The organism is Melioribacter sulfuriphilus, assembly GCF_051488685.1.
Lineage (GTDB): Bacteria > Bacteroidota > Ignavibacteria > Ignavibacteriales > Melioribacteraceae > Melioribacter.
In genome coordinates, this window is the sequence record NZ_JBPSEH010000008.1 from 1 (window position 1) to 15,794 (window position 15,794).

The 15,794-nt window shown below is 36.1% G+C and carries 11 protein-coding genes and 1 tRNA gene; 10 read left to right on the forward strand and 2 right to left on the reverse strand.

The window, feature by feature from the left end:
• The 6 genes from ACSSV9_RS11255 to ACSSV9_RS11280 form a co-directional block, all read left to right on the forward strand.
• On the forward strand, positions 1-428 hold a 428-nt coding region (locus ACSSV9_RS11255), incomplete at its 5' end, for a hypothetical protein (protein ID WP_437347358.1).
• 6 nt (positions 429-434) lie between these two features.
• Positions 435-1,091, forward strand: a complete 657-nt coding sequence (locus ACSSV9_RS11260) for an outer membrane beta-barrel protein (RefSeq protein WP_437347359.1) — start codon at positions 435-437, stop codon at positions 1,089-1,091.
• 606 nt (positions 1,092-1,697) lie between these two features.
• Complete coding sequence (locus tag ACSSV9_RS11265) at positions 1,698-3,782, forward strand: S8 family serine peptidase (RefSeq protein ID WP_437347360.1); 2,085 nt, start codon at positions 1,698-1,700, stop codon at positions 3,780-3,782.
• Between the two features lie 17 nt (positions 3,783-3,799).
• Positions 3,800-5,218 carry a Kelch repeat-containing protein gene (locus ACSSV9_RS11270; protein ID WP_437347361.1) on the forward strand — a complete coding sequence of 473 codons (1,419 nt, stop codon included), beginning with the start codon at positions 3,800-3,802 and terminating at the stop codon, positions 5,216-5,218.
• Positions 5,219-5,577: 359 nt separating this feature from the next.
• Entirely contained in the window at positions 5,578-6,771 is a 1,194-nt protein-coding gene (locus ACSSV9_RS11275; RefSeq protein ID WP_437347362.1) for a T9SS type A sorting domain-containing protein, read from the forward strand.
• Between the two features lie 22 nt (positions 6,772-6,793).
• Positions 6,794-10,057, forward strand: coding sequence for a T9SS type A sorting domain-containing protein (locus ACSSV9_RS11280; RefSeq protein WP_437347363.1), 3,264 nt, complete (start codon positions 6,794-6,796; stop codon positions 10,055-10,057).
• Positions 10,058-10,656: 599 nt separating this feature from the next.
• On the opposite strand, the gene ACSSV9_RS11285 is transcribed toward ACSSV9_RS11280, so the two are convergent.
• A tRNA-Arg gene (locus ACSSV9_RS11285) sits at positions 10,657-10,729 on the reverse strand.
• A gap of 136 nt (positions 10,730-10,865) precedes the next feature.
• Between ACSSV9_RS11285 and eno the strand changes: the two genes are divergently transcribed.
• From eno to ACSSV9_RS11305, 4 genes are read left to right on the forward strand one after another with little or no spacing between them, the layout of a single operon-like run.
• On the forward strand, positions 10,866-12,161 hold the full coding sequence (gene eno, locus ACSSV9_RS11290) for a phosphopyruvate hydratase (protein ID WP_437347364.1): 1,296 nt from the start codon (positions 10,866-10,868) through the stop codon (positions 12,159-12,161).
• Between the two features lie 24 nt (positions 12,162-12,185).
• A complete protein-coding gene (locus tag ACSSV9_RS11295; protein WP_437347365.1) occupies positions 12,186-13,229 on the forward strand; it encodes a glycosyltransferase family 9 protein in 1,044 nt (347 codons plus the stop codon).
• Positions 13,226-14,257 (forward strand): glycosyltransferase family 9 protein, encoded by a 1,032-nt coding sequence (locus tag ACSSV9_RS11300; protein ID WP_437347366.1) that lies wholly within the window; start codon positions 13,226-13,228, stop codon positions 14,255-14,257. Before ACSSV9_RS11295 ends, ACSSV9_RS11300 begins: the two co-directional genes overlap by 4 nt.
• Positions 14,247-15,122: a DMT family transporter gene (locus ACSSV9_RS11305; protein WP_437347367.1), complete on the forward strand. Its 876-nt coding sequence runs from the start codon at positions 14,247-14,249 to the stop codon at positions 15,120-15,122. The genes ACSSV9_RS11300 and ACSSV9_RS11305 overlap by 11 nt, the downstream gene beginning before the upstream one ends.
• Here ACSSV9_RS11305 and ACSSV9_RS11310 read toward each other — a convergent pair.
• A complete protein-coding gene (locus tag ACSSV9_RS11310) occupies positions 15,108-15,629 on the reverse strand; it encodes an O-acetyl-ADP-ribose deacetylase (protein WP_437347368.1) in 522 nt (173 codons plus the stop codon). The two genes, ACSSV9_RS11305 and ACSSV9_RS11310, sit on opposite strands and share 15 nt — an antisense overlap.
• Positions 15,630-15,794 lie beyond the last annotated feature (165 nt).

Genomic DNA, 15,794 nt, shown 5'->3' on the forward strand with positions numbered 1-15,794 from the left:
AAACATCAACCTACCAAGGGAATCCATATTCTGAACAACGATTAGCTAAAATTTCCCCGAACGATGGAGATGTTTGGATGCAAACGGTTGGATTTCTAAATCCAGATTCGTCAATGGATTATTTGACTGCAAAATATTTAGTCGATTTGAACACACCAGCTAGCAAATTTAAGGACGTATTTTCTCTTGTATCTTCAAGAGGTACATCTGGCACCGAGGTTTCAGAAATTTATTATGCAAAATATTATGGTCATATTGGTTATTCTGTGATAGGTGATAGTAGTTCCTTTTTACTCGTTAATTACATGCGTATCAATGGAAAAGAAGTTGGAAAGTATGTCGAAATGGAAAATTCCAAATCAATTATTAAAAATAATGGTTATAAAATGCAGGATCCATTTTTGTTGTTTCTAAATAACAAAAGGTGATAGTCCATGAAAACATTAATCTTTTTTTTAGTAGTTTTTTCTATGAATATTTATTTAGCACAAGGAAATAATTCCTCCTCTTTATTCTCAAATGTGGCCGTAGGTATTTATGGTGGAATTAATATTAGCAATGATTCTAAAACTGGAGGCACCTTTATTTTAGATCTTAAGCCAGAATTAACACACAATTTTAATATGAATTTAGCGCTAGGATATTCAAAATCATTTGCCGGTGACTCCTATTCTGTAAAATCTTATTCAATAAATACGATTAACGGTATTCAATTCTATTATGCACATCAATATAATGTTAATGAAAAGAGCTATGATATAATTCCTCTTTATTTGGGAGTACAATATATTTTTAAGCAAAACACATTGTCACCATATTTTTTGTTTAATCTTGGTTACAATTTTATCATTGATACTAAATATTTTAAATCTCCTACAGTGTCAATATCCTATCCATCATTGGAGGATATACCAAATGAATATAAAATAAAAAATATTGAAGATAATCCCTCTAATTCGTTTGGAATACTTGTTGGATTAGGTACTGAATTAAATATTTCTTCAAAATTAGGATTGGATATTAGATATTTCTATAAATATGATACTAAGATAATTAACACGCATAATTTAATCATAGGGATAATCTTTTAATTATTATTAAAGTAGAAATGATCTTATAATGCCATATAACCAGTTTTCCAAGCCGACCGCTTTAAAGTTAGCGGCATTAGTATAATTATAAAGTTGCGTTGTAAAAGTAAGTTGCTTTTTGAATGTAGTTAAGTAAACGAAGTAATTAATAAATTATTGGCATTGGTTTTCAAAGTTGCATTGCTGTTATAGGCGGCGGCTTAAAAACCACGCCGTTATACTTACTTAAAAATTTCATTGGTGTTGCTGAATTTATGCCTTGTTCTTTTTTTATTTAAGTTATCATGTAAATGGGATTTGAAACAATTTCAAATTTATTCATAAACTATACTTATGAATATTAATTGCATTGTGCATACAAATTATTCCTAAACAAATTGAATAATGAGATGAATGCTTTGTTGAAAAAGCCTCGTTCAACATAGTATGCCGTGTAAAATAAACTGATTAATAAACTATAAAAAAGGAGAATCCCCTATGACTGTCTAAACGGCTGATAAGCCAATTTTCAAAACTTAGAGGGTATTTCCACTTGAAAATAAAGTGAGCGAACTTTTTCCAACGAAATGAAGACATTTTATTTATTGAAAACAAATGGAGTAAAAAATGAAATCTATTATTAAGACGTCATTAATCATACTATTTGCCAGTTGTCTAAGTTTTGCTCAATTAACTCAGGTTACTTCCCCCAATATGTATTCGGAGGTGCCAATCTACAAAAACGCACGAGGTGAGCAGTATGCTAGTGTGATTGTATTTAAATACAAGAATAAGCTTATAGAACTACCAAAGGGTATATTTTCATTCAAAAAAGAAAATATAACAAATACTCCTTTCAAAGAATTGTTAAATAATCTTGAAAGCAAATATGGTGAATTTACTATAACTAAAGTTGTGCCTAATGCTGAATGGGGTGATAGTATAAAAACTAACAAAAGAACAAAACAAAGAATAAAAGTAATTGATTTATCACAAATTTATAAAATCCAATTTGATAAGCCTGTACCAACAGATTCGGTTTGCGTACTAATAAAATCTTTTTCCAATATTGAGTATGCTGAGGGACCTATAATTGCATATTTAACATTAACACCAAATGACCCAGAATATACTGGTGATTATTTATGGTCATTCAATGCAATAAAAGCAGAACAAGCTTGGAATTTGACAACCGGTTCTTCAAACATAAGAATTGGTATGAATGATCAATTTGGAGGTGTAAGTACGGTACATGAAGACTTGGTTGGTAAAGTAGCTTGGAACAATTTAAATAGTAATTATGGAGGTCATGGAATAGTAACTTCCGGTGTTGCCGGAGCTGCAACAAATAATAATCTTGGTATTGCAAGTCTTGGTTGGAATGTCTCTTTACTTCTCGACTATCGTTGGGGTTCATCAAGCGCTGTAGCGTCGGTACAAGAGTTAGTAGATGATAGAGGAGCTGATGTAATTAATTTTAGCTGGGTATCGAGTTATTCTTCTCAACTTGCAAACGTCATTCAATATGCTTTACAAAATGGAGTCGTTTGCGTCGCGGCAGCTGGAAATGATGAATGGACAATCCCTGGAACAAGATACCCTGCAGCTTATAATTTTGGAACAGATGGACAAGTAATAGCCGTTAGTGGGACACAGTTGACAAGTGGAGTTGAGCAATTTATTACTGGATTTAATTATAGCCCAGGCACTAACCCCATAAGTGATCCAACAAATGCTTTTATTGATTTTGCTGCACCCGGTTCAAATTATAGAGCACTTAGTGATGTTAGTTCAACTGGCTATATCCATATTTGGGCTGGAACATCTATCTCAGCTCCTTTTGTCAGTGCTTTAGTAGGTTTAATGTTATCAGTCAATAGTTCATTAACTCCTAATCAGATATATGATATATTACAAAGAACTTCAGAAAAAATTGGACAGTATTCATATGATACAAATGGTTGGAATCGTTATCTCGGCTATGGTAGGATTGATGCTGAAGATGCTGTTAATGCTGCGTCAGGTGCCCCAGCGAAACCTAAAAATCTTCATTTTACTTATTCTAATTCTGAGCATCCTTCACTCGGTTGGGACGCAAACACAGAATCAAATATAAGCGGTTATAGAATTTACCGCGAGTATGATAAAAGCGGAACTTGGAGTTCTGCAGGTTACGTAAGTCATCCAACAACAACGTTTATCGATTATGTGGTTGATTATACAAAACCTATTTGGGCAAAAACTGTTAGGTATAGAGTAAAAGCAGTGAATAGTTCCTTACAATATTCTGTATATAGTAATATGATTGAGACCACGGGGATTATGGCAGACCCAAATATTGTCGCTTCGGATAAAAATGAAAAAGAAAAAATGGCAATAGAAAATTTTGTATTTGCCCTTGATCAGAATTATCCAAATCCGTTTAATCCAAACACAAGCATTTCTTTTTCACTTCCCCAAAAGAGTTTTACATCCTTAAAGGTATTTGATATCTTGGGAAAAGAAGTAAAAGTACTAGTAAATGACTTACTTTCAGAAGGAAATTATAGCTTTAATTTTGACGGAAATAATTTATCAAGTGGTTTGTATATTTATCAGTTAAGTACAAATATGGGTATTGTCTCCCGTAAGATGTTGTTGATGAAGTTACATTGCTTTGTCGGGGAAGACAGTCATAACGCGCTGTCTTCCCATTCTTTAACGCTAAGCTAAAAAACGGGAGATTAAAAATGAGAATTAATTATTTATTACTATTATTTAATCTTTTTTCATGTATAACATTAGCCCAGAATTTTATACAAATCAATTCGTTAAAGGAAGCAAGAATAGGTCATGCAATGGTTGTTTTGTCTAACGGAAATATACTTGTTAGTGGCGGCGAAGGGGGCTATGAAAATAGCATAAAGTCAAGTGCCGAAGTATATGAGGTTAGTACAGGTAAATGGAGATTCACACATTCTATGAATGTGCCTCGTGTAAGTCACAATTTAATCTTGTTAGAAAGCGGCAAAGTTTTAGCTGTTGGCGGTTATAAGGAAAGAAGTTGTGAATTATTCGATCCAAATACAGAAACATGGGTAATGACTGATTCTGTCCCAAATTACCGGTTACTCGGGCAAACTGTAACTGAATTGAAAGACGGGAGAATACTTGTAAGCGGTGGAAATAGTGGAGCAATTGGAGATTCGATATTAGTGACGAAGATACTTCCTGAATGTGACATTTATGATCCAGTTACTGAAAAATGGAGCTCCGTTGCAAATTTAAATATTCCACGATGGATGCATTCGTCGGCATTATTAAACGATGGCAGAGTTTTAGTTATGGGTGGAGTAAGTGAAGAAATGCGTTCCTGTGAAATATATGATCCTATTGAGAATACCTGGATAATTACTGCTTCGATGAATGAACCGAGATCTTCATTGTCATCAATTTTATTACCAAATGGTAATGTTTTTATTAGCGGCGGTGATTCAATAGGAGTTAATATCATTCCTTGGAAAAAAAGTTGCGAAGTTTATGATGTTACAACTGAAAAATGGACATACGTTGACGATATGCTTGATTTCCGTGGAGGACACCAGATTTATTTACTACCAGATTCCAACAGACTTTTAATCTTTGGCGGCGCCATAATGCAAAGCTCATACGAAGATACGTGGGAATACTACGACTTGACTAGTATGAAACCGATCTCAAAAGGTATTTTCCCAATAAAACTAATCTACACTAAGAATTCTTTACAACGTGGAGATGGAAGTATTGTCTTAATTGGTGGGGAAGAATTTGAAATTTCTTCTGATGGAATGCCATATTCTTGGCCGACAAACAAATGTTATATTTTCAATATTACTACCGGAATAAATGATTATGGAACATTACCCGATAAATACACACTTTATCAAAACTACCCTAATCCATTCAACCCAATAACAACAATAAAATACTCCGTTCCTCTTACCGAGCACATTTCTCTGAAAGTATATGATTTGCTTGGTTGTGAAATATTTACACTTGTTGATGGAATGAAATCACCTGGGAATTATTCTGTTAGTTTTGACGGTTCTAAACTTTCAAGTGGAGTTTATTTTTATACTTTTACTGCTGGTAAATTTCGACAAACATGTAAAATGTTAATGATCAAATAAGGACATAATTATTTTATTTCCGTCTTTTGTTTTTAAGGGCGTAAGTATAACAAGCGGGTCAACATTGACCGCTTTTTCATTACAACATTATTTTATTATAAAGTTTGTTCTATTTAGAATGCATTGCTTTTAATAGTAGTTCCATAAGTGTAGTTGTTTTGTAATTATAATTATTTTCAAATAAATAAACATTGTAGTGCGAGGCGGCAAGTTACCCGCCACGCCGTTATACTTACTTAATACAAATCACAGCTATAAATTTCTGTACTGTTTCTTAGGATTTTTCTATTATCATAATAAATGTAATTTGAAAAAAATTCTTTATACTATTCTTCAATTACTTTTAAAGAGAGATTGCTATGAAACGAATAATAATATTACTTGTACTTCCTTTAATGCTTTTAGCCCAGACACGAGAAAAGTATCCCCATGCAGCGGAAATATGGAGTAAGCCCGAAGAAATAAAAGCCATAAGCAATTGGGCGGGAAGTGTTGACGGTATTTCGGTAAGCGCCGATGGAAAAACATTATATATTTCAGTTGCGGGAATAGCGGTAACAGAACTGAGTGATACCGGATGGACAACACCATATAAGTTGGGCTCTCATATAAATATAGATTACTTTGTACAAACGCCCGCAATAACACCAAGCAGTAAAAGATTGTTTTACACGTGGTTGATGGGCTCGTTATGGCACATGTATTACAGCGATTGGGATAGTGTTAAAAACGATTGGGGAGAACCGATAAACTGCGGGCCTGAAGTAAATATTCCCTATTATGGAATATCAGGCGCTACTGCACCCGATGATACAACAATAATATTTAACAGACCTGACCCTGTTTATATTGCTTATTACAATAAAGAGACAAAACAATATAATAATGTAAAAGGGTTTCCTGGTGAGGAAGGATTAAATTTTGTATCAGCTTATGGTATTACCACCACTCAGGATTTATCGAAAGTATATTATTTAACTACACAGCCCGATACGACACTTGACGGCAGATACTATGTGAAGGAGGATTTAGTAGTTTGCTATAAAAAGACAAATTCAACAGATTATACTCGCCCATATGTACTCAATATCAGTTACCAGGCAGACACACTTTATTTTAATAGAGAATATTCTAAACGAGGACAAGCATACCCAACAATAACTGCTGATGGCAAAACACTTTTTTTTGTTGCAACATATCATGGTCAGCAGACAGTTTACGTTTCTCACATGCTCATTGATGAAAACGGTATCCCGGTTTCTGTGAACAATGAATCGTCTACGCTTCCGTCAAATTTCCAACTGTATCCCCCGTATCCAAATCCGTTTAATCCAACAACGACAATAGAATATGAATTAAATAGAGAAAGTAAAATAAGTATAACTATATATGATACTCTGGGAAGAAAGGTAAAGGAATTATTTAACGGCATAAAACAAGCCGGCAAACACAAAACAACTTTCAATGCATCCGGACTTTCAAGCGGAATATATCTTGTAGTATTAAATACATCCTCCGGTTTCTCCGTTAAAAAACTAACTTATCTAAAGTAAAAATTAAACTATGAGGTGCTTTATGAGATTCTCAAGATGTATTTTGCTGTTATCACTGCTCCCGCTTTTCGCCCTTTACGGGCAGTCCGGTTATGAGGAATTCCACTGCTATGTAAGCAGCGAGGGAATTCAGCTTCAAAAAACGAACTCAGTTCTTACTCTAACAACCGGTACAACAAATCTTGCTATTCTTCTTTGTGTTGAGCAAGGGCAGAATAGAGAAATATCACTAACTAATTTTGTTAATCAACTTAAGGACAGAATACCAGATTTTTTTGACAAAACAACAAACGGCAATTACGACGTGAATGTAATTGATGTATTGGTTGACAGTGTTGATACGGGAAACAACAAAGCATTCGCGTATGAACTACCTGGTATGCTTGTACCCAAGCCGCCGACCGATACAAACTTTGTTACCCCGCCGTGGATGGTTAGAAATGTGCTGGCAAAAGCCGATGCCGATTATAACTTTGCCAACTTCGATTCTAACAACGACGGCATTGTTGACTTCCTTGCATTTTTTGTAATTAAGTTTGCATCAGGATATGCAAACGGAACGGTAGGATTAAGCATCAATTCATATTACACAACCAACGACCCATATTCCGGCGGGGGAAATATCAGAATTGACGGCAGAGGATATTTGTATTCAAGCAGCAAAGCGATAATCCAGAGAAATACAAATGCTGATGCAAATAGGGTAATAGCCGTAAGTGTCCACGAACTCGGTCATGCTCTTTTTTCTCTGCCCGATATGGATCATTCGGGAGGAACATATTATGCCCATTACAGTTTGGGGCATTTCTGCGCTATGTCGCAAGCAATAGGATTTAACGGACGACCTTCACCTTATAATCCACAGTTCAGGATACAAAATCAGTGGCTGACTACGACAACATTAACTTCGGGTACAAAAACGTTTACTGATCTCCAAAACACCGGTTTGATTTATAAATATGATTTGCCGGTGTATAGCGCTGCAGCATCGAATCAGAAATTCTATTTAACATATCATACTCCATCAGTGGATAACTATTGGGAAGGCGCATGGCCTATACCAAGAGACGCTCAGGATAATAAAAGAGGAGTAATGATTTGGCATAATTCACCAAACGGCAGCTACAGTAATAAATATCATATGCCGATAGATATAGTTTCAGCACACGGTAAATGGGAATGGGATTTATCTAATGCGACATTAGATAGTGTAAACATTTCTTTAACAGAAGCAGTAAATACTGGTATACCCGATCCAATTAAAGGGTTAGATAGTTTAGAAGTGCGTTATTCATATATAAAATTCAGATGGACACCATCGATTCATTGGTGGACAGCCGAACCTGTATATGCAGACTACCGCATTGGAAGCGCTTCATGTTTTTACAATCCAGCTAATCCTAAAATCTTAGCTTTTTATACAAACCCCAACAGCAACGGTGTCTTGAACAACAGTAGTGAAAATTATAGTCGCACCGTTGGTTCAGATCTTAAGATGACAAACCTACGAATTGAAAGTGGAGTGGTAAAAGCTGATTTCAGCATAGGGGCTAATGCAAATATTGTTACTGAAAATGCTACACTCAAGAAAGGTAATTACTATTTTGATCAGAATGTTACAGTAAATTCTGGGGCAACATTAACAATAGAAGCGGGTTCAAAGTTATATTTTGCTTCAGGCACAAAACTTATTATAAACGGGACGTTAAGTGCCGTGGGTAATTCAGCAAACAGAATAACGTTTGACCGAATAGGAGCGTCTGGAACCTGGGATGGTATACAATTCAATTCCGGTTCAAGTGGTAACGTTCAGTATTGTAATATTAATAACGCTACGATAGGTATCCAATGCAACAGCAGTTCTCCCACTATTCAATACAATAACTTGAACAATATTACAAATATTGGTATCTATCTTTATAATACTTCCCCAAGTCTGCTGCGCAATACAATCCAAGGAAGTTCAGGCAGTTACGGTTACAACGGCATTAGATGCGAAGAATATTCCTCACCATATATTGCGAAAAATACCATAAGATATTTTACTACCGGTATAAATAATTACCGTTATAGTTCACCGAATTTTTCGGAGAACGCTTTTAGCGAAGGTCATAATAAAATAGTAAGAACAAGTACGGCAATTTATGGGTGGTATTACTCATCTCCCCTTGTAGGGCAAAACGGTTACCCTTGGGGCTACAACTACATCGATAGTGCTTCAACATACAATGTAGAAGCGGCTTGGTATACAAATATTATGGCAGAAAATAACTGGTGGGGAACAGCAAGTCCTCCTTCTAATAAATTTAATGCTGTTTCAAATAGCAGTATTGATTATACACCGTATTTAACAAGTCCTCCAAGTTTATCAATAAGAGAGCCGAATCCTTATACTTCAACAGCAATGCCGATAGCATTGAAGATAGCAAGCGGGGCTACTTCTAGTACTTCAAGCGATTTGTCTTCCAATTCGTTATTTGATGATGAAGACATAAAGACGGCATTGCAATATGAAAGCAAACATGAATATCAATCTGCATTTGATATTTATGAGAAAGTATTCAAGAAAGAATTAAATACTGCAAAAGGCAGATATGCTTTTGTAAGATTAGGTGATTGTTTCTTTAAGCTGAACAGAAATGGAATTGATAAATACTTAGCTGGTATATCTGATTCTTACAAAAGCTTAAAGAAAGATGAAATTTCAGTGATGGCACTCGATTTAATAAACCGCGAATTACTTACATACAGAGAATACGAAAAAGTAGCAGATAATATGAAGAAAATTAAAAATGAATTCAGAATAAATTCAGAGATTGAAAAGAGTGCGTTATATGGACTTATTTCATTGTATGTTAACTGTCTTGGTGACACAAAATCAGCTTCAAATTATTACGAAGAACTAAAACAAAAATATCCTAAAGATGAGTTGCTAACCGATAGTGAAATACTTCTAGGTAATCAGTATGATGCTTCTCTAAATGAAAAAATGGTAAATGATAATGAATCGACAAAACATGAAGAATTCGTTTTGACAACAAGTAATTACCCGAATCCATTTAATCCGACAACGACAATTAGCTATACGTTGCCAGTGGACGGCAAAGTAAGCATAAAGATAATTGATATATTGGGGAGAGAGGTAACAACATTATATGATGGCTATAATACATCTGGCAAACACAGTGTAATATGGAATGCAAGAGATGTATCAAGCGGAATTTATTTCTACAGCATTAACTTCAATAATCAGAAGCTCTATAAGAAGATATTGTTGATGAAATGATCTATAGTTTTATGAAGGCAGAATAATTAAGGTTCTGCCTTCTGTTTTGAATAACGTAAGTATAACAAGTTTTACAAGCCGACCGCTTTAAACTATTCGGCATTTGTAAGATTATAAAATAGCGTTGTAAAAATTAATTGTTTTTTGAATGTAATTAAGTAAACAAAGTAATTAATAAATTATTGGTTCTGGTTTTCAAAGCTGCCTTGCTCTGTTGGACAGCGACTTAAAAAACACCGTTATGTCACTAATATTATTGATGAAGAATACTTTGAGTTACAAAAGATATTTTAGAAATTTTGCTCGCAAATAAAGATGTTCCTGTCAAAGAAGTTATCAGATTGATTGGTGCTTAAAGCTTATCAGTTATATTTTTTTACATTCCGCAGCAATAGTTTATAAAATAATCTTTTACCAGATATTTGATTAAAGATTTTCGATTAATCATCTAATATTATTTCCCGGACGATGATTGAAAACTCACTTGTTTTCTATTATGTATTTTCTGAACCTCTGGAGGTAAAGCTTTACTTTGTTCTACTCTCTTTTTAGGTAAAGTGAATTCTGGATTTTAAGAATACTGAAGATTAAAAATTTTGTACGCCCGGAAGGATTCGAACCCTCAACCGCGTGATCCGAAGTCACGTGCTCTATCCATTGAGCTACGGGCGCATTTTTTAAGAAGTATGTTAAAATTTTGCTAATAAATATAAAATTATTGCCTGGCTTTTTCAAAGAAATTGAATTTAGATGTCTGTTTTAATTATTTTTGTAACCATATTATCCATCAATTTATCAGGAGAAAAAGATGACAAACATAGTTGATGTTTGGGGACGTGAAATTCTTGATTCAAGAGGAAATCCCACAGTAGAAGTAGAAGTAGCGCTCGAATGTGGTGTGGTAGGGCGCGCTGCAGTTCCAAGTGGTGCATCGACAGGCGAAAATGAAGCTGTTGAACTGCGTGATGGCGACAAGTCGCGTTATTCAGGAAAGGGCGTTAAAAAAGCTGTCGAAAATATTAACAACAGAATTGCCGACGAATTGATTGACTGGGATGCAGTTGAACAGGTTGCAATTGACAATTTTTTGTGTGAACTCGACGGCACTCCAACAAAATCTGAACTCGGTGCAAATGCAATTTTAGGCGTTTCGCTGGCTTGCGCCAAAGCAGCCGCCGAAGCTCTTGGACTGCCTCTCTATCGTTACATCGGTGGAACTAACGCTCGCACTCTTCCCGTTCCAATGATGAACATTCTTAACGGCGGAAAACATGCCGACAATAACGTCGATTTTCAGGAATTTATGGTAATGCCCGTTGGAGCTCCCACATTTGCCGAAGCTCTTCGAATGGGCGCCGAAACATTCCATAGCCTCAAATCAGTTCTTAAAGCAAAAGGTTATAACACTGCCGTTGGTGACGAAGGTGGTTTCGCTCCCAATTTAAAATCGAACGAAGAAGCTATCGAAGTAATTCTCGAAGCAATTGAAAAAGCAGGATACAAAGCTGGCAAGGATATCTTTATTGCTCTTGACCCTGCAGCAAGTGAAATGTGGGACAACGACAAAAAAGCTTATTATTTCTTTAAGTCAGATAAATCTTACATCTCTCCAGAAAAAATGGTTGACTATTGGGCTGACTGGGTAAGCAAATATCCAATTATTTCAATCGAAGACGGCATGGGCGAATTCGACTGGGATGGCTGGAAATTGATGACGGATAAATTGGGCGATAAAATCCAGCTCGTTGGAGACGACGTTTTCGTTACTAATACTGAATTCCTCGCAAAAGGAATTGAAAAGGGAGTTGCAAATTCAATCCTAATTAAAGTAAATCAAATTGGTACATTAACAGAAACTCTCGAAGCTATCGAAATGGCAAAGAAAGCTGGATATACAGCAGTAATTAGCCATCGCTCGGGCGAAACCGAAGATACTACGATTGCTGATATTGCAGTGGCTACAAACGCTGGACAAATTAAAACCGGCTCGGCAAGCAGAACCGATAGAATTGCAAAATATAATCAACTTCTCAGAATTGAAGAAGAACTCGATACCACAGCAATTTTCCCCGGTATCGCAGCAATTAATTATACTGCAGAGTAATTTATTTTTACGGACTGCTCTCTTTTGCAGGGAGCAGTCCCACCTTTTACACCGATGAATCGCCGTTTGAAAATAATTGTCGTCAATACAAAATTTCTCGGCGATTTAATCGTATCCACTCCAGCCATCAGATTCCTAAAAGAAGAATATCCAGACTCGGAGTTAATTCTCGTTGCAAGAAAAGAATACAAAGAGGCATTTGAAAATTTTCCTTATATCGATAAAATAATTCCATTCGACGCCAGTTTGAAGCATAAAAAAAGTTTGCGCGATTTGAAAAAAGGAATTGACTTCATCAAGAAACTTAGAAAAGAAAAGCCTGATGTTTTCATAATGCTCCATCCTGGCGATCGAATTGCATTGTGGGCTTATTTTTCTGGTGCCCCCTTAAGAATTGGACCAAAGAAACAAAACTTTGCGTTTCTAATTAACAAAAAAATCGACGTCGACGAGGATTCGGTAAAATATATCGAATACTATAATCGAATTGTTGAGCACGGCAATAAAAAAGTCAAGTCGAATAGAACGGAATTTTTCATACGTGATGAAGACGTTATATGGGCTAAAAAATTCATCGATGAAAATAATCTTATGGATGGCGAGTTTATCACAATTCATCCCGGTGCAAGCGAAAAAAGTAAGGTATGGCACATTGAAAATTATATTAAACTGATTGAAATGCTATTGACAAAGTTAAATCGGAAAATACTAATTCTCGCCGGTCCACAGGACGAGGAATATTGTAATAAAATTTCGGAAAAGTTTGATAATGAAAAGCTGGTGGTCTACAGATCCGAGAGCATATCAAAAAGCGGAGCGCTTATTAAAAAATCTGCACTATTACTTGATAACGATACAGGAACACGGCATCTCGGATTTGCCCTCGGTACAAAAGTGCTGGCACTCCTTCCAGAAGATAATCTCGATTACTGGAATTTTTATGACGATGTTAATCACAATTTTATTGCCGGTAAAAGAATTAATGACGGTGAAAAATCTTATCTTGGCGGCATTAATTTTAAAACAGTTTTCGATAGGATAGTTGAATTGATCGGAGAAAAATTGTGAACATATTGATAATCAAATGGGGCGCACTCGGCGATCTAATTGCTTCTACTCCTGCAATTCGTTCGGTTAGAGAGAGTTACCCCGACGCAAGGATTACGCTTTTGACAAATAAGTTGATGACACAAATTTTACCGGCGGGTTTTATTATCGACGACCATATAATCGTAAATACTCACAAAAACAAAGTAAAAGATTCGCTGCTAAGACAAATTGCTACCATATTGAAATTGAGAAGAAGGAAGTATGATCTCGCATTGAATCTACGCTGGACATCCGAGCGAGCGGCATTGATTACATATTTGAGCGGTGCAATTAAAAGAGCGGGAAGCGGTCCCGAAAGGATGAAAAATGTCTACACCAATTTTATTCCTCATCCCAAAGGGCGCTATCACGAAATTCATCGCAATCTGGATATTGTCAAAGCTGCGGGATGCAAAACAATTATCGACAAACCAGTTGTGGCAATAACGAAAGAAGAAGAGGAATTTGCCAGCAGAATTTTCGAAGATTTTTTTGAAAAGGGAAAACCAGTACTTTGTATTCATCCCGGAGCGAGCCGTCCCGTAAGAGCCTGGTTGCCAGAACGATTTGCAGAAATCGGGAAGCGGTTTATAAAAAATTACAATGGCAAAGTGCTTTTAACCTGGGGAAAAGGGGAAGAAGAGCTTGTTCAATTTGTGGCGGAAAAAATTGGAAACGGAGCTGTCATTTCTAAAGCAACGGATACGATTGGTAAACTTGCAGCTGTAATTAAAAAATCGACACTCTTTTTTTCGAACTGCACTGGACCAATGAATGTAGCTGTGGCTGCAGGTACGCCGGTAGTTGCATTGCTGGCATCGTCCGACCCACTTGATTGGGGAGCTTATGGCGAGCTCCATCTTAATATTAAATCGCCGTTGGTGCTCGATAGTTATTCCGACGAAGACGAAAGGCGTGCAATGGAAGCCTTAGAGACGGATTATGTTTGGGAGCTTTTGAGCAAACGATTTGAAAAAATAACTGAGGAGAGGCAGAATGCTGGGTGAATTAGCAGCAATTATTACTGCATTGTTATGGTCGGGAACTTCAATTGCATTTACTGAAGCTTCTGTGCGAGTTGGGTCATTTCATGTGAATATTTCACGACTCGTCATCGCCTTTTTATTGCTCGTCATTACGATTGTCGTCCTTGGTTTTGATATAAAAATGAGCACAAATCAAATTTTTAATCTTGGCATGAGCGGATTTATTGGTCTGGTAATAGGGGATACGTTTTTATTCAAGGCTTTTCAGTATATCGGAGCGCGGGTCAGCATGCTTATAATGGCGCTTGTACCGGCACTCTCTGCTATTATGGCTTATATTTTTCTGGGAGAAATAATTCTTCCTGTGCAAGTTTTAGGTATGATTGTTACTATAACAGGAATTGCAATTGTTGTACTGCAGCGGAAAGATAATAAATTTAAACCCGACTACAGAGGAATCTTTTATGCTTTTATGGGGGCTGTGGGACAGGCTGGTGGGTTGATTTTTGCCAAGCTTGCATTTAATGAAGCCGATTTAAATGGCTTTGTGGCAACATCGGTACGCATTGCCGCATCAATTATTTTTATCTATCCCGTTTTTGTTATAGTTAATCGTAATCCTAATCCTTTTTATAAATTTGTTGACAACAAAAAGGCTTTCCTCTATATGCTGGCGGGTTCGGTTGTCGGCCCATATTTTGGAATTACATTTAGTTTAATTGCTATCTCAAATACAAAGGTGGGTATAGCTTCCACTTTAATGGCAATGCCTCCTATTATAATGCTACCGATGGTTAGATACTTTTATAAAGAGAAAATTCCTCTCTACTCTGTAATTGGTGCAATTATAGCAGTTGCGGGCGTTGCTCTTTTATTTCTCGCATAATTCGTTAAATATTTTTAGATATTTATCGTACGCCTCCTTGCCGAAACAGCAGAATATCACTTTTTCTGGCAATAGGTTCCGATTCAAAAAATCGAGAGTAGTTTTAAGAGCAATTCTGGTAGCCCGTTCAAATGGGAATCGATAAGCTCCCGTACTGATCGATGGAAATGCAATTGATTTGATTTTATTTTCTGCAGCCAGTTGCAGTGAATTCAGATAGCATTCGCTCAAAAGTTTATCTTCATTATGATTGCCCCCTGACCAGACAGGTCCAACTGTATGAATAACAAACTTTGACGGTAAATTATAGCCTTTTGTAATTTTGGCCTGGCCGGTCTCACATCCACCGAGTTTTCTGCATTCTTCCAGTAGTTCTGGACCTGCTGCGCGATGAATTGCTCCGTCGACTCCGCCTCCGCCAAGCAATGTTTTGTTTGCTGCGTTTACGATAGCATCCACTTTAAGTTTTGTGATGTCACCTTCAACTATCTCGATTCTCGTTTTCATATTTTCCTCATCTTATTTTTTCCCATCGGTTAAAATAATAGTGAACTCTATAATAATAAAATCTGTTTTTGTTTCTGAATCTTGACAATTTTATCAAGATTGAATATGTTTTGCATAACAATTTAATAATAAAGGTAAAATTATGAGTAATGAAGAAAAAAAGAA